At 38.4% G+C, this 22,506-nt stretch carries 24 protein-coding genes; 5 read left to right on the forward strand and 19 right to left on the reverse strand.

Features of this window, described 5'->3' with window-relative positions:
- Positions 1–33: 33 nt before the first annotated feature.
- The 5 genes from dapD to ACFVSW_RS02895 form a co-directional block, all read right to left on the reverse strand.
- Positions 34–744, reverse strand: coding sequence for a 2,3,4,5-tetrahydropyridine-2,6-dicarboxylate N-acetyltransferase (gene dapD / locus ACFVSW_RS02875; RefSeq protein ID WP_387311943.1), 711 nt, complete (start codon positions 742–744; stop codon positions 34–36).
- Between the two features lie 73 nt (positions 745–817).
- A complete protein-coding gene (locus tag ACFVSW_RS02880) occupies positions 818–1,705 on the reverse strand; it encodes a transcriptional regulator CcpC (RefSeq protein WP_387311946.1) in 888 nt (295 codons plus the stop codon).
- Positions 1,706–1,781: 76 nt separating this feature from the next.
- Complete coding sequence (gene cbpB, locus ACFVSW_RS02885) at positions 1,782–2,225, reverse strand: cyclic-di-AMP-binding protein CbpB (RefSeq protein WP_024029052.1); 444 nt, start codon at positions 2,223–2,225, stop codon at positions 1,782–1,784.
- A gap of 114 nt (positions 2,226–2,339) precedes the next feature.
- Positions 2,340–2,576 (reverse strand): YkuJ family protein, encoded by a 237-nt coding sequence (locus ACFVSW_RS02890; protein WP_024029051.1) that lies wholly within the window; start codon positions 2,574–2,576, stop codon positions 2,340–2,342.
- A gap of 261 nt (positions 2,577–2,837) precedes the next feature.
- Positions 2,838–4,049 (reverse strand): EAL domain-containing protein, encoded by a 1,212-nt coding sequence (locus ACFVSW_RS02895; protein ID WP_387311950.1) that lies wholly within the window; start codon positions 4,047–4,049, stop codon positions 2,838–2,840.
- A gap of 290 nt (positions 4,050–4,339) precedes the next feature.
- On the opposite strand from ACFVSW_RS02895, the gene ACFVSW_RS02900 reads away from it, so the two are divergent.
- Entirely contained in the window at positions 4,340–5,209 is an 870-nt protein-coding gene (locus tag ACFVSW_RS02900) for a metallophosphoesterase (protein WP_387311953.1), read from the forward strand.
- Positions 5,210–5,250: 41 nt separating this feature from the next.
- Here the strand turns inward: ACFVSW_RS02900 and ACFVSW_RS02905 are convergent, their stop codons facing one another.
- A complete protein-coding gene (locus ACFVSW_RS02905) occupies positions 5,251–7,368 on the reverse strand; it encodes a sensor domain-containing protein (RefSeq protein WP_387311956.1) in 2,118 nt (705 codons plus the stop codon).
- A 302-nt stretch (positions 7,369–7,670) separates the two neighbouring features.
- On the opposite strand from ACFVSW_RS02905, the gene ACFVSW_RS02910 reads away from it, so the two are divergent.
- Positions 7,671–8,150 (forward strand): YkyB family protein, encoded by a 480-nt coding sequence (locus ACFVSW_RS02910; RefSeq protein WP_387311957.1) that lies wholly within the window; start codon positions 7,671–7,673, stop codon positions 8,148–8,150.
- A gap of 42 nt (positions 8,151–8,192) precedes the next feature.
- Here the strand turns inward: ACFVSW_RS02910 and ACFVSW_RS02915 are convergent, their stop codons facing one another.
- Positions 8,193–8,705 (reverse strand): RDD family protein, encoded by a 513-nt coding sequence (locus tag ACFVSW_RS02915; RefSeq protein WP_387311960.1) that lies wholly within the window; start codon positions 8,703–8,705, stop codon positions 8,193–8,195.
- Between the two features lie 206 nt (positions 8,706–8,911).
- Here ACFVSW_RS02915 and ACFVSW_RS02920 point away from each other — a divergent pair, with 206 nt between their 5' ends.
- A complete protein-coding gene (locus ACFVSW_RS02920; RefSeq protein WP_387311962.1) occupies positions 8,912–10,108 on the forward strand; it encodes an aminotransferase A in 1,197 nt (398 codons plus the stop codon).
- Between the two features lie 83 nt (positions 10,109–10,191).
- Here ACFVSW_RS02920 and ACFVSW_RS02925 read toward each other — a convergent pair whose 3' ends face one another.
- The 10 genes from ACFVSW_RS02925 to ACFVSW_RS02970 form a co-directional block, all read right to left on the reverse strand.
- Positions 10,192–10,371, reverse strand: coding sequence for a hypothetical protein (locus tag ACFVSW_RS02925; protein WP_387311965.1), 180 nt, complete (start codon positions 10,369–10,371; stop codon positions 10,192–10,194).
- 70 nt (positions 10,372–10,441) lie between these two features.
- Entirely contained in the window at positions 10,442–11,320 is an 879-nt protein-coding gene (locus ACFVSW_RS02930) for an NAD(P)-dependent oxidoreductase (protein WP_387311968.1), read from the reverse strand.
- 162 nt (positions 11,321–11,482) lie between these two features.
- A complete protein-coding gene (locus ACFVSW_RS02935; RefSeq protein WP_387311971.1) occupies positions 11,483–11,956 on the reverse strand; it encodes a hypothetical protein in 474 nt (157 codons plus the stop codon).
- Positions 11,957–12,253: 297 nt separating this feature from the next.
- Positions 12,254–13,969, reverse strand: coding sequence for a phosphoenolpyruvate--protein phosphotransferase (ptsP, locus tag ACFVSW_RS02940; RefSeq protein WP_387311973.1), 1,716 nt, complete (start codon positions 13,967–13,969; stop codon positions 12,254–12,256).
- A complete protein-coding gene (locus ACFVSW_RS02945) occupies positions 13,969–14,235 on the reverse strand; it encodes a phosphocarrier protein HPr (RefSeq protein ID WP_024029040.1) in 267 nt (88 codons plus the stop codon). The genes ptsP and ACFVSW_RS02945 overlap by 1 nt, the downstream gene beginning before the upstream one ends.
- A 276-nt stretch (positions 14,236–14,511) precedes the next feature.
- Positions 14,512–16,197, reverse strand: a complete 1,686-nt coding sequence (locus tag ACFVSW_RS02950) for a glycerol-3-phosphate dehydrogenase/oxidase (protein WP_387311976.1) — start codon at positions 16,195–16,197, stop codon at positions 14,512–14,514.
- Between the two features lie 141 nt (positions 16,198–16,338).
- Entirely contained in the window at positions 16,339–17,565 is a 1,227-nt protein-coding gene (locus ACFVSW_RS02955) for a hypothetical protein (RefSeq protein ID WP_387311979.1), read from the reverse strand.
- A complete protein-coding gene (locus tag ACFVSW_RS02960; RefSeq protein ID WP_387311982.1) occupies positions 17,562–18,761 on the reverse strand; it encodes a DUF58 domain-containing protein in 1,200 nt (399 codons plus the stop codon). The genes ACFVSW_RS02955 and ACFVSW_RS02960 overlap by 4 nt, the downstream gene beginning before the upstream one ends.
- Entirely contained in the window at positions 18,758–19,708 is a 951-nt protein-coding gene (locus ACFVSW_RS02965) for an AAA family ATPase (protein WP_387311984.1), read from the reverse strand. The genes ACFVSW_RS02960 and ACFVSW_RS02965 overlap by 4 nt, the downstream gene beginning before the upstream one ends.
- 139 nt (positions 19,709–19,847) lie before the next feature.
- The gene (locus ACFVSW_RS02970; protein ID WP_387311987.1) at positions 19,848–20,159 is read right to left on the reverse strand and encodes a hypothetical protein; all 312 of its coding nucleotides are present in this window, start codon (positions 20,157–20,159) and stop codon (positions 19,848–19,850) included.
- Between the two features lie 124 nt (positions 20,160–20,283).
- Between ACFVSW_RS02970 and ACFVSW_RS02975 the strand changes: the two genes are divergently transcribed.
- The gene (locus ACFVSW_RS02975; RefSeq protein WP_387311989.1) at positions 20,284–20,472 is read left to right on the forward strand and encodes a YkvS family protein; all 189 of its coding nucleotides are present in this window, start codon (positions 20,284–20,286) and stop codon (positions 20,470–20,472) included.
- 40 nt (positions 20,473–20,512) lie between these two features.
- Here ACFVSW_RS02975 and ACFVSW_RS02980 read toward each other — a convergent pair whose 3' ends face one another.
- Positions 20,513–20,632, reverse strand: coding sequence for a DUF6254 family protein (locus tag ACFVSW_RS02980; protein ID WP_387311991.1), 120 nt, complete (start codon positions 20,630–20,632; stop codon positions 20,513–20,515).
- 164 nt (positions 20,633–20,796) lie between these two features.
- Between ACFVSW_RS02980 and ACFVSW_RS02985 the strand changes: the two genes are divergently transcribed.
- Entirely contained in the window at positions 20,797–21,408 is a 612-nt protein-coding gene (locus ACFVSW_RS02985) for a CPBP family intramembrane glutamic endopeptidase (protein ID WP_387311993.1), read from the forward strand.
- A gap of 32 nt (positions 21,409–21,440) precedes the next feature.
- Here the strand turns inward: ACFVSW_RS02985 and ACFVSW_RS02990 are convergent, their stop codons facing one another.
- Positions 21,441–22,490 (reverse strand): YkvI family membrane protein, encoded by a 1,050-nt coding sequence (locus tag ACFVSW_RS02990; protein WP_387311995.1) that lies wholly within the window; start codon positions 22,488–22,490, stop codon positions 21,441–21,443.
- Positions 22,491–22,506 lie beyond the last annotated feature (16 nt).

Consider the following 22,506-nt stretch of genomic DNA (forward strand, 5'->3'; position numbering starts at 1 on the left):
AGCGTGGAAATTCTCCACGCTTTTGCTCACTGCTTATAATTGTCTAAGTTCTTGCATGATTTCTGTTTTTGACTTTGTCTTTTCGTCAATATCTTTAATTTTTCTAGCAGGAGTTCCCGCAACGACTGTAAATGGCTCTACGTCTTTTGTAACAACCGCCCCAGCAGCAACAACAGAACCGGTTCCTACCCTTACTCCTTCAAGAACAACCGCGTTGGCACCAATTAGCACATCATCTTCAATGATTACTGGCTGTGCTGATGGCGGTTCAATTACGCCTGCTAAAACGGTTCCTGCACCGATATGGCAGTTCTTACCAACCGTTGCTCTGCCACCAAGGACAACGCCCATATCAATCATTGTTTTCTCACCGATCACTGCACCAATATTGATTACAGCGCCCATCATAATGACGGCATTGTCGCCAATTTCTACTTGATCACGGATCGTGACACCTGGCTCAATCCGGGCATTAATATGTTTAGTATCTAATAATGGAATCGCTGAATTACGGCGGTCGTTTTCCACTACAAAATCTTCCACTTTTTCTTTATTCGCTTCTAAGACAGCATTGATTTCAGACCACTCGCCAAAAACAACACCTGTATTTCCACTAATAAACGCTTTTGCATCGCTTCCGAAGTCAATTCCTGCTAATTCACCTTTTACATAAACCTTAACCGGCGTTGACTTTTTACTATTTTGAATAAAAGAAATAATTTCATTTGCATCCATCATTTTCATATGGTAAACCCCCTAAGTATGTACTAGAAAATACTTTAACAAACAAAAGAACTGAAAACAAGAAAAAACAACCTTACTCTTCTGAGGATTCAGCGATATATTCTTTGATTAATTCCACAAATGCCTGAACTTGCTTTAATTGAAAGGCAGATTCATAACCAAGCAGCCATGTGTCACGTTTTAGCGGTTCGTTATTCTCATCAACAAGCGGTATTTTAAAAATATCTCTTTCCGTTTTGGTTAACGTAATCGCCGGTAAAATAGCGTAGCCAATTCCATTAAAGGCCATCTGTTTACACGTCTCAATTTGATCGACAACAACCGTTCTCTTCGGTGCTGTTTTAAAGTTCCGCATCCACCAATCTTGAATCTCCTGGTAATAATTCGAATCACTTTTAAATTGAATAAAGGGGCGGTCGGTATTTAATACCTCTTCTGGCTTAGTGATTTCCCTGTCGACTAAATAAAGCGGGTCGTTAAAGAGATGGACCTTTACGCCTTTCCAGTCAGGGGTTCCTCGAATAATTCCAATATGAACCTGGTCATCGTATAAGCATTTAAGGATTTCGCTGCTCCACCCCGTCACAAGAGAAATTTTCGCCTGCGGATACTTATCAATAAACTTCTTGAGAACCTGTGGAAGCCAATTCTGACCGACAATAGAAGCTACCGCGATTTTTAAGGTGCCTGACACTCCCGATTGCAGAGAATAAATGGTTTCACGAACCTTCTCCTGTTTTTTGATCACGTCGTTTACAAAATCAATTACATGTTCACCTGCAGGAGTTAGTGCCAGACCTTTTTGCGAGCGGATAAATAGCTTTGTACCCCAGTCTTTTTCGATCGTCTGTAAGCGCTGTGACAGGGCTGGCTGTGAGACAAACAGCCGTTCCGAAGCTTTGCGCATATTCATTTCCTGGGCTAAAACGGATAATAATTGAAATTCTGATAATGAGGACAAGGGAAACCTCCTTCAAAAAAACCGTTTCTTTTCTTATAAAAAATACAGCTCCCTTTTCGGGAGCTAAAGTTATTTTCTATTTTTTAAACCTTTTAACAATTTTATTTACTTGATTTAATACTGTGCTCCTCGGCAAAATTCCTGCAAAAAATCCATCTTCTGTTTCAACACAGAGAAACGGATGGCTAACAAGTAATTCAAGACACGTAATAATTGACGCTGAAATTTTTATCCGTGGAATTGAGCCCTTCATGACCTCTTCAACACGTTTGTTTTCAAGTTGTTCAAATTCAATTCTTTCAAGACCTAGTATAGAATCCATAATAATGGGTGTACTAATTAACCCATGGAGCTTGTAATCTGGATCTAAGACAGGAATAGCTGTATATCCACTTTTCGTCAGCACCAATAAGGCATGCTCAAGATTGTTTCCAATTTGCACATGTGCAACCCGCTCTGATGATATCATTAATTCTTTTATCGTTAATTCCAAAAACTCTCCACTGGGAAGACTGATCATCGCCGAAAACTCCCTAATATTTGTTTTCCTTCAGACACATTCTAACATGTTTTCGAGAGTCTGGGTTAACTTTTCACACCTCTTTAGGTAAAAAGAAAGGAACCCATAAGGTCCCTATTGAATCAAATCAAAAATTTCGATGGTAATCATATCAATATTATCAAATTGATATTTTTTAGGTTTTTCCTTCTCGTTGTATATTTCTAATTCAAATGTTTCGGTTTTCGGATGAAATGTTACTTGACACTTTCTTTCTCCATTTACCTCGAAATAGCGTTGTGCTGGCTCACCACTATTTGATTGTTCCTGTAGGTTTTTTAATCTTGTTAATATGCCTTGAAGCTGTGACATAGGTTTATCCTCCTTTTAAACACAAACAAACTATCTACATTTATGTTTCTCATTTGTCATATTTCTATCCTAATGTGATTCTTTTTTAAAATTTTACATTAGAATTTTTTATGCCAATATTAAAAGAATAAAATAACGCTCCCCATTTGTCCAAGTAAAAATGAAAAAATTAGCTATTTTTTTCTATTTTGTATATAAAAAAAGGTCTCATCGGCTTGAGACCTACAATAATAAAGTAAATCTTTCTATACTGGTGCCTACTTAAAGTAATTGGTCGTGTTCGAATAAATACTGATAGCTTAAATCAATAAATAAATATTCATTACCGTTCATTGGAAATGAAAAAGTTCGAATTGTCTCTCCCGTTTCAATATCACAATACAAATCAGACAGGATCCCCTTTTGTTCGTGACGCATTTTGATGATATTTTCCAAAAAATAAGGACGCCAGCTCCAATTTTTATTCAAATATTCAGACTGTGTTATCCAGCCGTTCTGACCCTTAAAAATATTGGCTGACTTTTGAAATCCATCCCCGTCGCAAACATACATGCGAAAAGCAATTTGGTCCATTTCCCTTATTAACACCTGAAATAATTCTTCGTAGCCGCCTTTTTTATTTTTGAAGACTATTTCCTGAACCTTTGCATGAAAATATTCTGTTGCAGTAAAAACAGCTTCTAATTTTTTCTTTTCATAGGAAATAAAGTCATGAAACTTTTCTTTTAAGCGATGTCTTAACAGATCCCGTTCAACAAACTCGCTAGAAGGAGGATGTAAATAATAACCCTGATAATAGCGGCCGCCATTTTTCCACGCAAACTGAAGCTGATAACTCATTTCAATATTTTCAAACAATAGCGCCGCCCCGATTTTCCTTGCCAAAAGTGACAAAGAAAATAAAACATCATTAAAATTTATCCCCGTTGCCGTCGATTTCAATGCCTGAAGATTAATTTTCAAAATATCCGGTTCGAGCTGCCCGATTCGTTCAAAATAAAGACTTTCATTATCAATACCGGCTATGGCAATTTTTATACCATAAGTCCGGTAATATTGCAGCAGATGATCAAATTGATCCAAATCACCATGGTAGTTCCGGTCGGATATTTCAAGAACAATCCGCTTTAAACTCAATCCTCTTGCTTCAAATGCTAAAAGCTCCTGTAAAAATGGTTCGCCGTTCCGATACATTAATAGCTCTGCATTACGATTTAAAAATATATTAACGTCCTCATCCAGCTCAAGAGCTTTTTCTAGAGCCATATTTACTAACAGCAAATCCACTTCAAATTTGTATTCATCAGGAATTTGGTCATCCTGAAAAAAGGGACCTAAGCTTATAATATTGCCCTCCGATTGATACCTTCCCAGTACCTCATAGGCAATTACACGTTGTTCATCGGCACTAAAAATCGGTTGAAAATACGGAAAACAATTTTCAAGATCCGATAGGATTTCCAATGCATCCATCCAAGTACCTCCAAAAATTTTTTTCTCACTATATGATACGCTTCACTCAAGCTTCTCGTTCTTTTCCAAAAGGATACCATTATAGCTTGAAGGATACAATCGTATCCGATATTCAAGTTCTATAGAGGGATGACCCAAATATTATTGGGCTGCTTTTTAGCATGTTTTTTATTTTTTCGAATAATAAACTACTAATGAACTTTTCACTTGCAATATAGGCTGTTTTTAACGAAAATACTTATGGACTCTTTTATTTTATAGATAGAAAAAAGATAAGGCTGGGGAAAAAAATGGCAAATAAACTGACGAGGAGAAGGTTCCTGAAACGAACATTTGGATCTTTTCTTACTGTTTTCGGGTTGAGTTCGGGGGGCTACTTTTATGCCAATCGAATTGAGCCCACATTACTCGATATTAAGAAGCAGCAAATCAAACATCCATTAATCCCTAAAAGCTTTGATGGAATGAAAATAGTTCAATTTAGCGATACCCATCTGGGGTTTCATTACAATCTTACCCAATTCAAAAAGTTAATTAATAAAATCAATAAGCTTCAGCCTGATATTATTTTATTTACCGGTGATTTAATGGACGAGCCGAATAAATATAGGGAAATGAATCAACTTGTACCATTGTTAGAACAATTACATGCCCCGCTCGGGAAATTCTGCATTTTTGGCAACCATGACCACGGTGGCTATGGTTCCGAAATCTACCGAAATATTATGGAAAGCACGAATTTCACCGTTCTTCTCAATGATTCAGCAGCAATAAAACGGAAGGACGGCGGCAGCATCTATCTGCTTGGTATTGATGATGCGATGTTAGGGAAACCTGATTTGCCTTTGGCTCTGAAAAATGTGCCTGATCATCGATTTACCATTTTATTATCACATGCCCCTGACCTTGCTGATGATGCCGCTAATTATCCAATCCACTGGCAAATAAGTGGACATAGTCACGGCGGACAGGTAAAAATCCCCTTTATTGGAGCGCTTGTCAAGCCGCCATTTGCAAGAAATTATCCTGAAGGGCTTTATACAATTGGAGATGACGACCCGTTAACCCTCTATGTAAACAGAGGAATTGGCACCACCCGGCTTCCGTTTCGCTTTATGGCAGTACCGGAATTAACCATCTTTACCTTAAATTCTGGTTAAAAAAATCCTTATCACAGTTGATAAGGATTTTTGCTTTGTGATTATTGCTTTAGCTTATTTTTTGCTAAAAATTGTTTTTCAATTTCATCACCGTGAAGCGGTTTAGAATAATAAAAGCCTTGAATTTTATAACACTCCGCATTTGAAAGGAACTCTACTTGTTTTTGATTCTCGACTCCTTCGGCAATTACTTCAAGCCCGAGACTTTTTCCTAAGTGGATGATCGTGGATGTAATCGCTGCATCCTTTTCATCCAACAGGATATCCCTAATAAAGGACTGATCAATTTTTAAGACGTCAATCGGAAACTGCTTAATATAATTTAAGGATGAGTACCCCGTCCCAAAATCGTCTACAGAAATGGAAATACCCAGTTCTTTCACTTTCTTTAGAATGGGAATCGTTTCCTTCGTATCATTCATGGCACCTTCTGTAATTTCAATTCCTAAAGACGAGGCTTGAATATCATATTTTTTAATCATCGACTGTATAAACTGAACAAGGTTTGGGTGCTGGAATTGCTTTGGTGAAATGTTAATAGCCACATGGATATCATTATAACCGTTGTCATTCCAGGATTTTATTTGCCTGCAGGCATTTTCGATAACCCAATACCCAATTGAAATGATCAGTCCTGTATCTTCAGCCAATGGAATGAAAATACTTGGTGAAATGTGACCGAACTCCCTGTCCTTCCAGCGAAGGAGGGCTTCAAAGTTTTTCACCTCTCCAGTTGCCGTGTTTACTTGAGGCTGATAATATAAGCTAAGTTCCGCTTTATCAATTGCCTTCCGTAAATGTGTCTCTAATGTAACAACATTATTAAAGACAGAATTCATCTCTGTCCGATAAAATTGATAATGTGCCTTCCCTCTTTCCTTCACACGATAAAGTGCCTCGTCCGCATTCTTAATTAGCATTTCAGCATCTTTGCCATCGTTTGGATACATACTAATCCCGATACTTGGCGAAATAAAATATTCTTGGGAATTTAAATAAAAGGATTGTGAAAAGGCCGAAAACACCTTTCGTACAAATATATTGGCCTTCTTGCTTCCTCTATTCAAAAGTAAAATGTTGAACTCGTCCCCGCCAACGCGATAAACAAAACAATGTTCATTTTGAAACCGCAATAATCGTTCTGAAACCCTTTTTAATATTTGGTCGCCTGCTAAATGACCAAGTGTATCATTTAAGAATTTAAACCGATCCAGATCGATGGTGATTAAAGCAAACTCGTTTGTTTTGTAGGACGGCGAAAAGATATGTTCATTCAAATGCTCATGCAGTGCTCTTCTATTAAGTAATCCCGTTAGCTGGTCATGAAAAGCCATAAATCTAATCATTTCCATATTTTTAGCCTGGTCTGATAAATCCTTTAACATGACATAAAGCCCGTTTATTTGTTCATGGACCACGATGGGAACCGTCTTTATATGGACGATCAGCTGATTTCCTTTGCGATGCATAATTTTGCAATCCAGTGACTCAAGTGCATAACCGGAACAAGTCTTTTCTAATAAAGTTTTAAATTTCTCTAAATCTTGGTCAATGATCAAATCATATATGTTTCTATTGGTCATTTGTTTTTCCGAATATCCCGTCATTAGTGCTGCTGCAGGATTAGCTTCAAGAATTTTACCTTCGGGGCTAATCATAAAAATCGCGTCTAAGTTGTTATTTACAATGGAACGATATTTTTGCTCGCTTTCAATGATTTTATTTTTTTCAATAGACCATTTGGTAATATCCCTCGTTACGGCAACGATGTAACTAATTGATTTTTCATCGTTATATACAGGGGTTAAAATAGTTTCTCCATAAATTTTTCTCCCGCCATCAAAGTAGAATTTATCTTCAAACATGACTATTTCTTTTTTTCTTAATAATTTCTCATAGTTCTGTTGTAGAGATTTAGCATTTCCCACAGGAAGAACCTCTTGAAGGGTCTTTCCAAGTGCTTCAATTGAAAGTTTTGCTTTCTGCATCCCTGATTCATTGACAAACAAATACCGAAATTTCGGTCCATTTTCCACCTTCATAACAAAAACCATGTCTTGAACATGTTGAAATATAATATCAAACATGATTTTCTGAATGAGGTTACTTGTATTTTCTAATTCTAATTCATTAGCTAATAATCTATTTAAATATTCCATATTATCATCCTCAAAAGAAAAAGTTCCCTGTTTTCACAATAATGTTTTTACATTCTTGTATTTCTATTTTACAATGAAATTAATTGAAAGAAAGTAATTTATTGAAAATAGTGATTATTTCACTAAAGTTTTTTATTCTTTCATTGGATGGAATGGATTTAGTAACATAATGCTACCTTGATTATTTTCAATACCAAAAAATCTGCTAGTCTTTTCAGACAATAAATCCTTTGTTGTATTTCTATTTTCCTGAAATAAAGGTATAATGTACTTGTTGTAAAAGATAGAAAGGAGAACATATTTTGAAAGCCGATCAGAAATACCCCCTTAAAAGTGTAAACCTAACCATCGAAAACCTCGCTCAAGCAGTTTTTATTGTGAATCGCCATGCGAAAACAGCACCAAACCCCAAATTTTTATACAAATTAAAACAAGAATCATTAAAAAAGTTAATCGAAGAAGGTAAAGCTAAAAAGGTAGGTCTTCATTTTTCTGAGAATCCAAGAAATAGTCAGCAGCAATCTGATGTACTCGTTGAATGTGGAAAATATACCTTTCATATTCCTCCAACTAAAACGGACTTCCTTGAGCTCCCACATCTTGGAAAATTGGATGGACATGTTAGAAACCCGAAAGCAACTCTTTCACTAAATACAGCAAAAGCATTATTACAAACCTATACTGGTATCTCAGATTTTGATCAGCCGCCTTCAAATCCGCGAAAAAATCAGCGGCCCTACCAAAAACCGATTTTCAAAAAATTAGGTGAAAGATATTTTTAATAAATGCAAAAAAAGCCAGGATGCCCCTGGCTTTTTTGTTCTTTACTCACCTTCTACTACGACTGTTCCGGCAATTAAATCATGTAATGATTGTTTCTTTTCGGTAAAAGCTGCCATGATATAACCAATATAAAATATTCCTGATAAAAAACTCATTGCCAGCAGCCGTCCAAAAGCGCGCCAAAAAGAAATTCGGTTCCCCTGCAGGTCTGTTACTTTCAGCTTTAACAGTTTTTTCCCAACAGTTGCCTGCCATTTTGATGCGTGCATGCCCGCATAATAAGCAGTGCTGCCAATCAAACCTATTAGGATCATCAGCAGGGACATGAACAGTAACGAGATTGCTTGCTGGTCGGTAATATTCTCGGCTTCCAACGCAGCCGGATCTGCAAATACATCCATTGTGCCAAAACCAAAAACCATAATCACAATCATAAGGATAGTTAGAGGGATTGAGATAATGATTGAGTCTAGCAAATAGGCGGCAAAACGAATCCAAAATCCAGCATACTTCACTTGCTTTACTGGCTGTTTTTCTAAAGAATAGTGTTCCATCGAATTCCTCCAAAATAATATTGAAAATTTCAATTTAAGTATATCATTAGAAGCAGCTCATTTATTCTTATTTTTAAATATTTTAATAAATGATGGAATAATTTCTGTTAATCCTTTGCTAGAAATGTAGAACCTTGAGTGGAAAATAGTCTATAATCAATATATTCTAAATCTAGATTATTCCTGATACGGAAGGATGAACAATATTGGAGCATTTGATTAATCAGCGCGTAAAAAACATCGAAATCTCAGGAATTCGGAAGTTTTTTAATCTGGTTTCCCATATGGAGGACTTGATATCATTTACCATTGGGCAGCCTGATTTTCCTACCCCAGAGCATGTAAAATTGGCGGGTATTGAAGCAATTAGGGAGGATTTTACCTCTTATACCCATAATGCAGGTACAATTGAATTAAGGAAGGCAGCCTGTGATTTTGTTGAAAAAAAATATGATTTACACTATAAACCTGAATCAGAAGTGATTGTGACCATGGGGGCAAGCGAAGCAATTGATATTGCCTTTCGGACGATTTTAACAGAGGGGGCAGAAGTCATCCTGCCCGGACCGATTTATCCCGGATATGAACCGATTATCCGGATGATGGGCGCCGTCCCCGTACATGTTGATATTCGCGCAAATCATTTTCGTTTTACTTTAGAGTTGATAAAACCATATATCACAGACAAAACCCGGTGTATTGTCCTTCCCTACCCATCAAATCCGACCGGAGTAAGCCTCTCTGAAGAAGAACTGAAAGAAATGGCCTCGTTTTTTGGGGATAAGGATATTTTTATCTTAGCAGACGAAATCTATAGCGAGCTAACCTTTGACAAGCCTCATAAATCAATCGCCAGCTTTTTAAAAGATAAAACGATTGTAATTAACGGGTTATCCAAGTCCCATTCCATGACGGGCTGGAGAATTGGTTTTTTATTTGCTCCAGAAAACATTGCTAAGCACATTTTAAAGGTTCACCAATACAATGTGTCCTGTGCCAATTCCATTGCCCAAAAGGCAGCGTATGAGGCTCTAACTGCAGGAATGGATGACGCTATACCCATGAAAAAGGAATATCTGGCCAGAAGAGATTATGTATATCAACGGTTAATTTCAATGGGACTTGAAGTCGTCAAACCCGATGGGGCGTTTTATTTCTTTGTCAAAATCCCCTCCAGTGTCCCGTTAAACAGCTTCGACTTCGCCCTTACCCTCGTTCAGAAAACAAAGGTAGCGGTTGTTCCAGGAAGTGCATTTTCCGATTATGGCGAAGGCTATTTCCGATTATCCTTTGCCTGTTCCATGGAAACTTTAAAGCTTGGCCTAGATCGAATTGAGCAGTTTTTGCAAAATAAAGAAAACTCGCCGACTGGCGAGCCCGTTAGGGCGAAGACAGAGGCGTAGTTGCACTTATGCCTGATAGGAAAGTTATACTTTCCTATCGGCTGAGAAAAAGATAACCCTCACTTAAAAAGTGAGGGTTATCTTTATTGTCCCTGATATTTTCCATTATTCTTTGATGCCTTTTCCTTTTTAGCCTTGTCCTTATGAATTTGATTGGCAGCGGCTGAACCCATTTCATGGGCAAACTCTTCATTTAAAACGGCAGAATCAAAGCCCTTTTTATTCTTTTGTTTAGCGTCATTCTTCTTTGTCCGTTTTGCCATTTACAACTCCTCCTATTTTCAAGCTTCCATATAGTTTCTTGAAGCCAGGTGGAAATTATTCATAGCCAATTTAGTATTTCCAATATTTATAAAGGGCCTGGGTGCCGCTGTTTTCTTCCCCTCGTTCTACTAATTGATCATAAAGCGACTTTGCCAATGCTAACCCAGGTACCTCCATATCCATTTGTTCAGCCTCATCTAAGGCAATTTTCATATCCTTAATAAAATGCTTTATGTAGAAGCCCGGTTCAAAATTCCCCTGGAGCATCCTTGGGGCGAGATTGTTTAATGACCAGCTTCCGGCGGCTCCCGTTGTAATACTTTTCAAGACATTTTCCGGATTAAGCCCTGCTTTCTCAGCATAAATGATGGCTTCACAGACACCAATCATATTAGAAGCAATCGCGATTTGATTAGACATTTTCGTATGCTGCCCTGCTCCCGGCTCTCCTTGGTAAACGATATTTGTTCCTAGCAGCTCAAGTAGAGGATGAACTGCCGCAAAGGCAGCTTCTTCGCATCCAACCATAATGGAGAGCTTTGCTTCCCTCGCCCCCACGTCCCCGCCAGAAACCGGTGCATCAATTACCTGAATCCCTCTCTTTTTCGCCTGTTCGTAGATTTTCACAGCGAGTGATGGTGCAGAGGTTGTCATATCAATTAAATAATTCCCCTCTCTCGCATTTTGAATTAACCCATTTTCACCTAAATAGATTTCTTCAACATCCTTCGGGTAACCGACCATCGTAAAAATAACGGAAGCCTTTTCCGCCACTTCCTTTGGCGTTTCGCCCCATTCGGCTCCTTTCTCCAACAATTCTGCCGCTTTTTCTTTTGTTCGTGAATAAACAACCAAAGGATAGCCGGCATTTAGCAAATGCCCCGCCATACTTTTCCCCATCACACCGATTCCAATAAAACCAATAACCGTATTTTTTGGAGTAAACAAATAAATCTATCCCCTCATAGGTACTTTCTTTTATTTTAGCACTATCATTTTTTTTTAGGAATAAAAAAAGCCGAAACGTCACAGTCGTTCCGGCTTTCGTGCTCCATCTCCAAATTTATGCACATATTAATGATACCCAAAATTTTCACAGATAAACCGTTATTATAGTTCAGATGAAAAGTTTGTTAAAAAGACACGGCCAAATACTTCCTCATTATTAAACACTTCGATAGAGACGGCCTGGTCCTGCTCAATCATGTTTTTGAGCTCATCAATATGTAAATCTTTCTTTAAGGGAATTGGGTCCATAAAAATATATTTCTCGCGTTTTCCTTTAACTTCTAAATATTCACCGTTCAATACTTGGTCCTCGCCATAGACAATTTCCCGTTTACCAATTGCCGCAGCAAGCCTTTCATCGTGGATGCTTACTTTCACTTTATATAATTGATCCCCATCAAGGATCTCATTGTTAATACGAAAGCGGAATTGGAGCTCATTATTTTTTGTGAGCAGGGCATCTGCATAGCGATTCACAATCAACTCATTGGAAAATAGCATTCCACATCCACTCAGAACGGAGAAACAAAAAATACCTAAGACCAAAACCTTTACGATTCGAATATTACTTCGCATTTATAACACTCCCTTATATTTTTACCATGGCCAAAATACATTGGTGATAAACGTATAGAAAGGTTAATTAAGGAAAATATTGAAAGTTACATCGTTTTAATCATCCAGACATAGCAAACATTAACCCCCGGCTCGAAGCAACAACAAGTGCAATTTTACCAGTCAATGTCAAATCCATAGTTTCTTATTCCTCCTTATTGGTCCATAGCTTAATTATACAAGATAATGAAAGGAAACACTTGGAAATAGGCATAAAAAAGGACCAACATTTTGGACATTGTTGATCCTTTTAATAATTTATTGTTTCGTTGCAAAATTAACTGCTTCGATAACCTGTGAAGTTGTCTGCATATTCAGGACCTCTTGTGCGAGTTTCTCCATGTCAGACTTTTTCAAGTTCCGAATTAAGGAGCGGGCCTTTAGAATCGAAGTGGCACTCATAGAAAACTCATCAAGACCAAGGCCAAGAAGAATCGGAATCGCAGTTTCATCGCCGGCCATTTCGCCGCACATACCTGTCCATTTTCCTTCTGCATGTGATGCGTCAATGACCATTTTTACTAAGCGTAAAATAGATGGGCTATATGGCTGATAAAGATAAGAGACACGCTGATTCATCCGGTCTGCTGCCATCGTATATTGAATTAAATCATTTGTTCCGATGCTGAAGAAGTCAACCTCTTTTGCAAATTGGTCAGCTAAAACTGCGGTTGATGGAATTTCCACCATGATTCCGAGTTCAATTGAATCGGCAACCTTTTCACCTTCAGAAAGAAGCTTTTGCTTTTCTTCCTCAAGAATCGCTTTAGCAGCTCGGAATTCATCCAACGTTGCAATCATCGGGAACATGATTTTGAGATTTCCATAAGAGCTTGCACGTAATAAAGCACGAAGCTGGGTACGGAATATCCCTTGCTCTTCTAAACACAAGCGAATAGCGCGGAAGCCAAGAAAAGGATTCATTTCCTTTGGCAATTCCAGGTACGGCAGCTCTTTATCGCCGCCAATATCCAAGGTCCGAACAACAACTGGTTTGCCTGCCATTCCTTCAAGAACTGCTTTATAAGCTTCAAACTGTTCGTCCTCGGTCGGAAGCTGATCGCGACCCATGTAAAGGAATTCGGTTCTATACAGTCCGACACCTTCCCCGCCGTTAGCGACAACTCCTTTTAAGTCATTGGGAGTACCGATATTGGCAACCAATTCAACATGGTGGTTGTCAGCAGATACAGTTGGTTCATTGACTAACTTTGCCCATTCCGCTTTCTGAACTTCATATTCATCATGAATTTTTCGATATTGATTTACTAGTTCAGGTGTGGGATTAATATGGACTTCACCCTTCAGCCCATCAACAATCACTAAATCTCCATTATTAATGGCTTCTGTCGCTGTTTTCGTACCAACAACAGCAGGAATTTCCAATGAACGTGCCATAATCGCTGAATGGGATGTCCGACCGCCGATGTTCGTCGTGAAGCCTTTAACAAATTGCCGGTTCAATTGTGCTGTATCAGAAGGGGTTAAATCTTCCGCCACAATAATCACTTCTTCGGCAATCATACTTGGATTCACTACTTGAACTCCTAATAAATGAGAAAGAACCCGCTTGGTCACATCACGGATATCTGCTGCTCGTTCTTTCATATATTCATTATCCATTTGTTCAAACATCATGACAAACATGTCAGCCGTTTCTTTTAGGGCTGATTCTGCATTCACATGATCAGATGTTATCTTATCTTCAATCGGTGTGTTTAATTCCGGATCACTAAGTACAAGTAGATGTGCTTCAAAAATGGCAGCCTTGTCCTCGCCAAGGTCGATCTTGGCCCGGTCACGAATGACTTCTAGTTCCGCTTTGGATTTGTTCATTGCTTGACGGAAACGTCCAACCTCTTGGGCAGCATCATCAATTTTTGTTTGTTCAAAAGAGAGATCCGGTTCAACTAAACGGTATGCTTTCGCAATCGCAATCCCATTTGAAGCGGCTATTCCAGATAAAAAAGTCATTATTCAGCCAAACTTTCTTTTTTCAATGTTTCTTCAAGGCTGCTTAGTGCATGTTCAGCATCGCTGCCTTCAGCAGCAATCTTAATGTCTGCTCCCTGGCCAATCCCAAGTGACATAACACCCATAATTGATTTTAAATTCACTTTTTTCCCTTTATATTCTAAGGTAATTTCAGAATCAAATTTGCTTGCTGTTTGTACCAATAAAGTTGCTGGTCTTGCGTGAATTCCGGTATCTGCGATTACTTTAAATTGCTTTTCTGCCATGTTAAATCAAACTCCTTTAATATTTATCTAAAAATTTTACTTTCTCCATTAAAAATAAACATTTCTTCTCATTTAGTCAACTAAATCAATAATAGGGTAAAGAAATAGAAGCGTAATCCATTTGGTATTTTCACCAAAAAGAAAACGATCATGTATCGATTTTTCACCCTATGATAATGTTTATCTTATATACAAATGCTAGAATAGCATTTTCGTCATTTTCAAACAACTGAAATACTCAGGATTCGCTAATGTTCACAAAAAAGTCAAAAACATTCATTTTCTTTCATGCTTTTCGCGGGGAGGCAAATCAACTGGGATAACTGTAGCGAGAATGGCTTCTTCTAAAGATAAACTATATCTATTCATTTCTTGTTCGGTCCAGTCCAGTCTTTCAGCCATGTATGCAATCACTTGTTTCTTCCATTTTTCAACTAAATGAATATGAAACAAAATATCTCCAGTCCGGCGATTGAAGAAGTCAATTGGTGTTGCAATCATCTCGTGCTCTATTCCATAAACTAATTGCGCAAATAAATCGAGCGGTAACTTGGATTTAGCGGCAGCATCTTTATTCTGTTTAATGAGGTCGTAAACAAGCCCAACATTTGAGCCATAGATGGCACCTAACCGTTCAGCTTCCGCTTTTGTTAACCCGGCTGCTGTACCGTTATGGATTTGTTCCGCAACATAGGCATGAAAATTGGCTGATCCACCAACATTGCCGCCTGAAATCGGCAAATGCTTTGTTTTGCATGATGCGAAGCTTTTTGCTTCCTCTGCCTGAAATTTTGCAGCTATTAAATTTACAATTGTTTCAGCCATTTTTCGATAACCAGTTAATTTGCCGCCAGCAATGGTTATTAATCCGGAATTGGACTCCCAAATTTCATCCTTCCGTGAAATTTCAGACGCCTTTTTCCCTTCCTCATAAATAAGCGGACGCACCCCAGCCCAGCCTGATTCTATATCTTTTTCGCTGATTTTCACTTCAGGGAACATGTAATTGATGGCATTGATTATATAGCTTCGGTCACTTATCGTCATCCCTGGATTTAGCGCATCTTCATTATAAAATGTGTCAGTTGTTCCTACGTACGCCTTTCCACCTCTTGGGATTGCAAAGACCATTCTGCCATCTGGTGTATCAAAATAAATCGCTTGTTTTAAGGGAAAACGGGACTGGTCAATGACAAGATGGACACCTTTAGATAATTGGATTGTTTTCCCTTGCTTTGATTGATCCAGTTCACGTATTGAATCCACCCATGGTCCTGCAGCATTGACTACCTTTTTCGCGTGAATCTCATATCTTTCACCGGTTAACTGATCTTCGATAAGAACACCGGCCATTTTTGTATTTTCGTAGATGAGCTCCAATACTTTGGTATAATTACAGGCAGTTGTTCCTTTTTCAACCGCAGCCTTAATCACTTCAATCGTCAGCCTGGCATCATCTGTTCGGTATTCAACATAATAGCCCCCGCCCATTAAGCCTGCCCTTTTTACAAGCGGTTCCTTCGCCAAAGTTTCCTCAATCGATAACATCGTCCGCCGTTCGGATCTTTTTACTCCTGCTAGGAAATCGTAAACGAGTAAACCAATTGAAGTGCTGAATTTACCAAAGGTCCCTCCCTTGTGCAATGGAAGCAGCATCCATTCCGGTGTGGTCACATGCGGACCGTTTTCGTAAACGATTGCTCTTTCCTTCCCGACCTCCGCAACCATTTTCACTTCCAATTGTTTTAAATAACGAAGCCCGCCATGTACAAGTTTAGTTGATCTGCTAGACGTTCCGGCGGCAAAATCCTGCATCTCAACAAGTGCAATGCTCATTCCTCTAGACTGGGCATCCAGGGCAATTCCAGCGCCGGTAATTCCACCGCCAATCACCAGTACGTCATATGGTTCACTTTTCAATTTATTAACAATTTCTTTGCGGTTTAAATTTGAAAAATTCAATGTGTTTTCCTCCCGATTATGAAGCCCTTATATTTAATATGCGTAGATTAATGAATCGGAAATAAAAAAAAGACCACAAAACACCATGGATTCCAATCATGTTTTTGTGGTTTCTGCTTTTATGAAATGAATGAATATTATTTAAATACCGCCGCTGCCTTTAGATTTCGATTTTTCCTTCTTAGTTTTATATATGTCTTTTAATTGCTGTTTTACCTGGTGAATTTCCGTTTTCATCATGGTTTGTTCCTCAATTGATGATGTTCCTTCGCCGTAACGGACCTTTTCATAGATAGCGGTTGCTTCAGACGATCCTGATAAACCAACCCGCTGCCACCATTCTTCAAGTGTTTCAAACGGAAGCCGACCTAACTTTAGTTTACTAGCATATTTCTCCAACTCAAATATTTCTCGTCTTATGACATCCACAGGCGGTTTGGTTCGTCGGCGGAAAAGATTTGATTGCCTTGCTCCATACGTAGCTTCTGAAACAGAAGCAACAGATGAATGATCAACGGAAAAATTCTGCTTCATGAATTTCTTTTTATACAGAAAGATGATTAATGCAGCGGCCGCCACGATTAGCAGAATATACAAAGTAGTTTCTGTCTTTTCGTACGATGGCGGTTGGTATTCATCAGGCAAACCGGTGTCTGCTTTTATATTTGCTTTTCGTCCCTCATTCCCGTTTAAACTTAACAGATATTCCAGAACCCCAAAAATAGGTTCAGAAACTGTCGATAAAAGGATGACAAAGAAATGTAAAACAGCAAATAACATCATTTGAATGTATTTTAGTAAAACAGCCGGTATTACACCAATCGCCATAACCACTGCAATCACTTTTAAAAAGTAAACGGCAAACCTGGCTTTATCTGTTTGAATTGAATTCCATTTTCTTGAAAATCCGCCAAGTAGCACTAATACTAGCTGCGTGATAAGCAATAAGATGATTTCACTTTGGAAAGAATACTTACTCATGGCTGAATAAATGATTGCAACCACACCAATTATGAATGAAAGTAGCAGCAAGAGGGCTTCAGGACGTTCTGAAACATCTTCAAACAAGGAAATACCCCGCCAATAAATAAGCAATCCTAGTCCTAATCCGGCAAAAAGCGGCAGCCCGGTTTGTAACCCAATCAATATTACTAACGGAAATATGGTTACAAAATACAGCCATTTCCCGTTATTGTGAAATTTTGCAAGGAGGAGAGAAAAAAGAATGATACTGCTGATACACAATATTGCCAATAAAAGGACAGGTGGAAACTCGTTTTTATTGATATAGATAAAAAATAGAACAAGCATCCCTAAGATTAATTCTAAAATAAATTGATAAGTAACAGCCGCCACACGGTTCATCATAGCAGCATCCTTCTTTCCTGCTGAATAGCCATTTCACTTAATAGGCCAAACTCCTGCTCAATTGTCAATTCAAATAATTTTGCCCCTTTTTTCGATATACGAAGCAGCATTCTCTTCGTGTCGTCTGTCTTAATCCCGGCATGGACGAAATAGGGCTGGGCGGTTAAATGACTGTTATAAAAGGAGAGCATATAATCATACGTCAGACTTGTATTTTGCGTACTAACCGAAGCAAGTGTCTCTAATACCTTTTGTAAATGCTCTTTCCCTTCTCCGATTGGAAGATATAGAAACGGAGTGCTCCCAGCCGTCCGAACGTTAATGCAAAGCGAGTAGGGAATTTGCTTATTGAAAGCATAGTAGGCAAATTCCGTGATGCTGCTAAGTAATTTTTCAAGATTCCCTGTAATTGAATGCCCATCGGAAACATTAAGCGCAATATTCCAGCTCTTCTCCGAGATTTTTTCAAACACTTTTGTTTGGAGCTCCTGTTTTCTGGCACTGGCTTTCCAATGAATTCGATTGAAGCTGTCGGAGGGAACATAGTCTCTTGTTCCAACAGGTCCGAGCAATTCCTCATAGACAGAAATCGGGACAACCTGGATCCCTTGAAGGACAGAGATTTGTTCCTTTAAACCCTTTACAGGAATGGGCATCGGATAGACTACTGCTTGTTGTTTCACGAAATATTTGGATTCTAGGACGGTTTCCCCAAACCCTAACAGGCTGGGAACCCGAAACTCGATGGAGCGAATTTTGGCAATTCCCCGCTGTTTTGCTGTAAAGGGAATTTTTATTTGTTTTGCTTGATTGGTAAATAAGGAAAAAGGAATCGACATCTCATACCTGGAAGAAAGACTTGTTTCCTGCTGCTCTCCATCTGGCGACACAAAAAAATCAAAATAAATCTTCAACTCAGCTTTTAAAATCGGAAACCCTTCGTTCCGAAACGTTAAGAACCATTCGCCCTTATCTCCAATAAAAAAGTGATTTTTTACATTCAGATTTTCAAAATATAGCTTTTCGCCGGTCCTGTTTAAATAAAGCTGATTACAGAATGCAACAATAAGGAAAAAAACGGCAAGGAACAGCACTAATTTTGATTGAATATATAAACTCACAATAATAAGGATGATGGCAAAGCCGCTAATACCCGGAATTATCCGATCTTCTACCGAATATTTTTTCCAACTCATCCATTTGTACCTGCTTCTACCGGGACATGTATTGAATCAAGAATTTCTTCGATAATGGTTTCTGCTGTTTTCGTCAGTGATCCTTCAATCGAAAGAAAGATTCGGTGTCCCAGCACAAATGGGGTGACTGTTTTCACATCATCTGGCGTAACGTATGTACGTCCATTCAAAAAGGCTTTTCCTTGCGCTGCTTTCATAAGCGCCAAAGTTCCTCTAGGGCTGACACCTAGTTCGATGCTATTGTGCTCGCGGGTCTTTCTTACAATGGTTAAAAGATAATCTTCGATATCCGCTGAAATCTGCGTGCTATTTATCGCAGCCTTTAATTGTTCTATTTCTTGAATAGAAAATACTTGGGCAATAGGGTAGATTTTTTTATCGCCGCGATGAATTTGCATGATTTTCTTTTCATCCTCGTAATCAGGATAACCGACTTTTATTTTGATAAAGAATCGGTCCATTTGGGCAATAGGCAGTGAAAAGGTCCCTTGCTGGGATTCCACGGGATTTTGTGTGGCAATCACCATAAAGGGCTCTTCCAACGGTACGGTTATTCCATCGATGGTTACTTGCCTTTCTTCCATTACCTCCAATAAACTTGACTGGGTTCTAGGTGTTGCCCGGTTAATTTCATCCGCCAGAACGATATTTGCCATGATCGGCCCCGGCCGGAGCACAAACTCCTGCACCTTTGGATTAAAAAACTGAATCCCGGTTACATCGCTTGGAAGCACATCCGGGGTAAACTGGATTCTCGAAAACTTCCCGCCAATTGCGGCTGCAAAGCTTTTTGCAAGCATTGTTTTTCCTGTTCCAGGGACGCTTTCTAATAATATATGTCCATTAAATAAGACGGAAATGGCCAATAACTCCACTTCTAAATCCTTTCCTACGATTACCTTGCCTATCTCCTGCTTTAATTGGTCGATTTTCTCTGTAAGTCCCATTCTTTCATCCCCTTAGACACTATTTGTATGTATATGTCCTTTTATATTTTAGCAAATTTTTATACTTTTCCAAAACCTTTAACTAATCTAGGATAAAAGAGGAGAACCCAAATTGCTGAGTTCTCCTCTTGAAAAGCCATTAACTTCTAGGTTCTTTCAGGTATTGATACAAAACATCTCCGCCCCGCTGACCGATGCCGCGGAAATGCTTAAAATCGTTTCTCTTTACGAGAACCTCGCGAAATTCCATAAAATCTTCATTCTTAACGTAATACTCTGAGAGCTCCCCTGTCATAAGCCGATCCAAAATTTCTGTTATTTCTTCCTTCAATTGCTGCACCACCTTTACCATCTTTATTTTATCGTATATACCTTTCTCCAAGTCAACTTTGATAATCTCACACTCTACTATTGTAAGCGCTATCCATTCTTTTTCTTGAATTTGTAACATATAATCAATTATTCATGAGGAATTAACAAAATTGTCAAACAAAAGGCTTTACGAATTCAAGAAAGTAGTGCAAACTGTTATTTAAATGGATTTTATAGTTTTTAAGGTAGAGGAGAGAGACTAAATGAAAAAAGCAGAAGTAGGTAATATCATCGAATTCCGCGACGGCTTGCAAGGGATAGTAGAGAAGGTAAATGAAAATTCTGTCATAGTCGACCTAACACTTATGGATAATTACCGCGATTTAGAGTTGGATCAGCGTACAGTCGTCAACCATAAAAACTATAAGGTGGTAAAAGAAAGCGCTTTTTAATAGAATCTTAGAAAAGGCAGCCTGGGCTGCCTTTTCTAGTTTACTTTCCTTGCCCCGTTTCTTTCGCTATCTGCTTTAAAGATTTTACCTTACCATGGGGACTTTGATCCTGTTTCCTGACAGTCCATTCACGTTCATGCTGACTCTGCGATTTACTCATCTCTTTCACTCCTTTCTCAATTATTTTTTTCTTCTTTTGACAATCTAATCAATTTAATGGGTTAAAATGTTTTGTAATCATTTCCATGAATCGGTTGTGAGTTGAAACTCATGATAGTTTTTTGTTAAAGTATACTTTATTGATTATTAAAGGGGTTCACGAAAATGAAAAAACAATTCCTAAACATCCGTTTTATCGCCGGATTGATTATTGCACATGGACTGATCTATTTTTCCTTTCATGATAAAGCAATCTTTTGGTATATCTTTTCTGGATCATTGCTTGTGCTAATAGCGTACGCGATGTTTCAAGGTGATGTTGATGATGAGGCCCCCTTTTTCCAATATATTTTCCTGGGGGCTATCAGCGGACTCTTGTTATATTTTGTCTTTTGGCTGGGATTTCAAACCATCCAAAATCTTCATCTTCCGTTTGAAAAAGACATAAAAAAACTGTACCGCTGGTATGGACCAAAACTGTTTTGGCAGTATATTGCACTAGTTTTGGTTGCTGCGCCCGGAGAAGAAATTTTTTGGCGGGGCTTTATCCAAAAAAGTCTATTAGCTAACTTTAAACCGATTGTCAGCATTGGAATAGCCGCGTTGTTATTCGCCTCAGTCCATATTTATTCAGGCTCATTTATACTAGTCTTTGCTGCCTTAATTTCAGGTTTTTTCTGGGGTTTACTTTATTATTGGAAAAAGAGTATGCCGCTCGTCATTGTTTCACATATCATCTTTGATCTAATGATTTTTATCATACTACCGTTAAAATAAAGAAAGCAGCTGATAATTCTTCAGCTGCTTTCTTACTTTCGCTTACTTGGTGTAAATGGTTTCATCCACAATAAAATAAAAAACGACATACAAATATAGCCGAACAATGGATATAGATAGGAAAGGAGCGTACTATAATTCACTAGGCTTATGAGGTAAGAGACGGCAAAAATAGCAGTAACCGATACCATTGTCGAAACCGGTATGAACTGCTGCAGCTGTCGATCAAGTCCAAAGACATTTCCAATCACAGAAGTAAAAATCTCCCCATAAATAACAAGGACAAAAATCCAATAAAAGAATGGAGCCAGATTTTTCATAATAATTGCCATTGGAATATCATACAATTCTAAATTTGGAAGCATAATTAACGTAAAATGACTGCCGATTAAAATCAATGTTAATGCCAGTCCGCCAAGGATTCCCCCCCATTTGATTGTCCAGTCATCCTTAACCTCTGTGGCAACCGGGACTAGTACTGCCTGAGCTAAGCCCAGATTCAATGCTGCATAAGAAAAAGGAGCAATCACACTCTTCCAGCCATCCGCAGCATGGGGAATATACAAAAATTGTTCTAAAAAGTTCGGCATTTGCACGGATAAAAACATTAAAATTAAGCTGAAGGTGATCATCAATGGAACAACAAATGTATTAACAGCAAACAGACCTTTTGTTCCGACAAGCATCACAAGATAGGAAAGAAATATCGTTAAAAAAACGCCGATATTTCTTGGCAGTCCTAACTGTTCCTCAAAAACCGCACCCGCACCTGCGAGCATCACTGCGCTAACCCCGAGAAGCATTAATAGCATAAATAAATTAATGACACTGCCTGCCCATTTACCAAAAAGGTACTCATTAAATTCTTGGTACGATTTTGCCTCGATTTGAGCCGCCATCCTCATCATCTTCGACCCAATCATGACAAAGAGATAACCACTCATTAATATACTAATAAAGCCAAAGAAACCAAATCGTGAAAAAAATTCAACGATTTCTTTTCCTGTGGCGAATCCTGCTCCAACAACAGTTCCTACATAAACTGCCGCAATTTGAAAGGCTTGATTCCAATTCCTTTTCACATCATCTCCCCCTTAT

Origin of the sequence: Neobacillus sp. NPDC058068 (genome assembly GCF_042885335.1) — a bacterium.
In the GTDB taxonomy this organism is placed as follows: Bacteria; Bacillota; Bacilli; order Bacillales; family Cytobacillaceae; genus Neobacillus.

Coding starts and splice junctions, on each gene's coding strand:
- dapD (WP_387311943.1), bottom strand. CDS start 744: ATGAAAATGATGGATGCAAATGAAATTATTTCTTTTATTCAAAATAGT.
- cbpB (WP_024029052.1), bottom strand. CDS start 2,225: ATGATCAGTCTTCCCAGTGGAGAGTTTTTGGAATTAACGATAAAAGAA.
- ACFVSW_RS02890 (WP_024029051.1), bottom strand. CDS start 2,576: ATGTCACAGCTTCAAGGCATATTAACAAGATTAAAAAACCTACAGGAA.
- ACFVSW_RS02895 (WP_387311950.1), bottom strand. CDS start 4,049: ATGGATGCATTGGAAATCCTATCGGATCTTGAAAATTGTTTTCCGTAT.
- ACFVSW_RS02900 (WP_387311953.1), top strand. CDS start 4,340: ATGGCAAATAAACTGACGAGGAGAAGGTTCCTGAAACGAACATTTGGA.
- ACFVSW_RS02905 (WP_387311956.1), bottom strand. CDS start 7,368: ATGGAATATTTAAATAGATTATTAGCTAATGAATTAGAATTAGAAAAT.
- ACFVSW_RS02915 (WP_387311960.1), bottom strand. CDS start 8,705: ATGGAACACTATTCTTTAGAAAAACAGCCAGTAAAGCAAGTGAAGTAT.
- ACFVSW_RS02925 (WP_387311965.1), bottom strand. CDS start 10,371: ATGGCAAAACGGACAAAGAAGAATGACGCTAAACAAAAGAATAAAAAG.
- ACFVSW_RS02935 (WP_387311971.1), bottom strand. CDS start 11,956: ATGCGAAGTAATATTCGAATCGTAAAGGTTTTGGTCTTAGGTATTTTT.
- ptsP (WP_387311973.1), bottom strand. CDS start 13,969: ATGACTTTTTTATCTGGAATAGCCGCTTCAAATGGGATTGCGATTGCG.
- ACFVSW_RS02945 (WP_024029040.1), bottom strand. CDS start 14,235: ATGGCAGAAAAGCAATTTAAAGTAATCGCAGATACCGGAATTCACGCA.
- ACFVSW_RS02955 (WP_387311979.1), bottom strand. CDS start 17,565: ATGATGAACCGTGTGGCGGCTGTTACTTATCAATTTATTTTAGAATTA.
- ACFVSW_RS02960 (WP_387311982.1), bottom strand. CDS start 18,761: ATGAGTTGGAAAAAATATTCGGTAGAAGATCGGATAATTCCGGGTATT.
- ACFVSW_RS02965 (WP_387311984.1), bottom strand. CDS start 19,708: ATGGGACTTACAGAGAAAATCGACCAATTAAAGCAGGAGATAGGCAAG.
- ACFVSW_RS02970 (WP_387311987.1), bottom strand. CDS start 20,159: ATGTTACAAATTCAAGAAAAAGAATGGATAGCGCTTACAATAGTAGAG.
- ACFVSW_RS02975 (WP_387311989.1), top strand. CDS start 20,284: ATGAAAAAAGCAGAAGTAGGTAATATCATCGAATTCCGCGACGGCTTG.
- ACFVSW_RS02980 (WP_387311991.1), bottom strand. CDS start 20,632: ATGAGTAAATCGCAGAGTCAGCATGAACGTGAATGGACTGTCAGGAAA.
- ACFVSW_RS02985 (WP_387311993.1), top strand. CDS start 20,797: ATGAAAAAACAATTCCTAAACATCCGTTTTATCGCCGGATTGATTATT.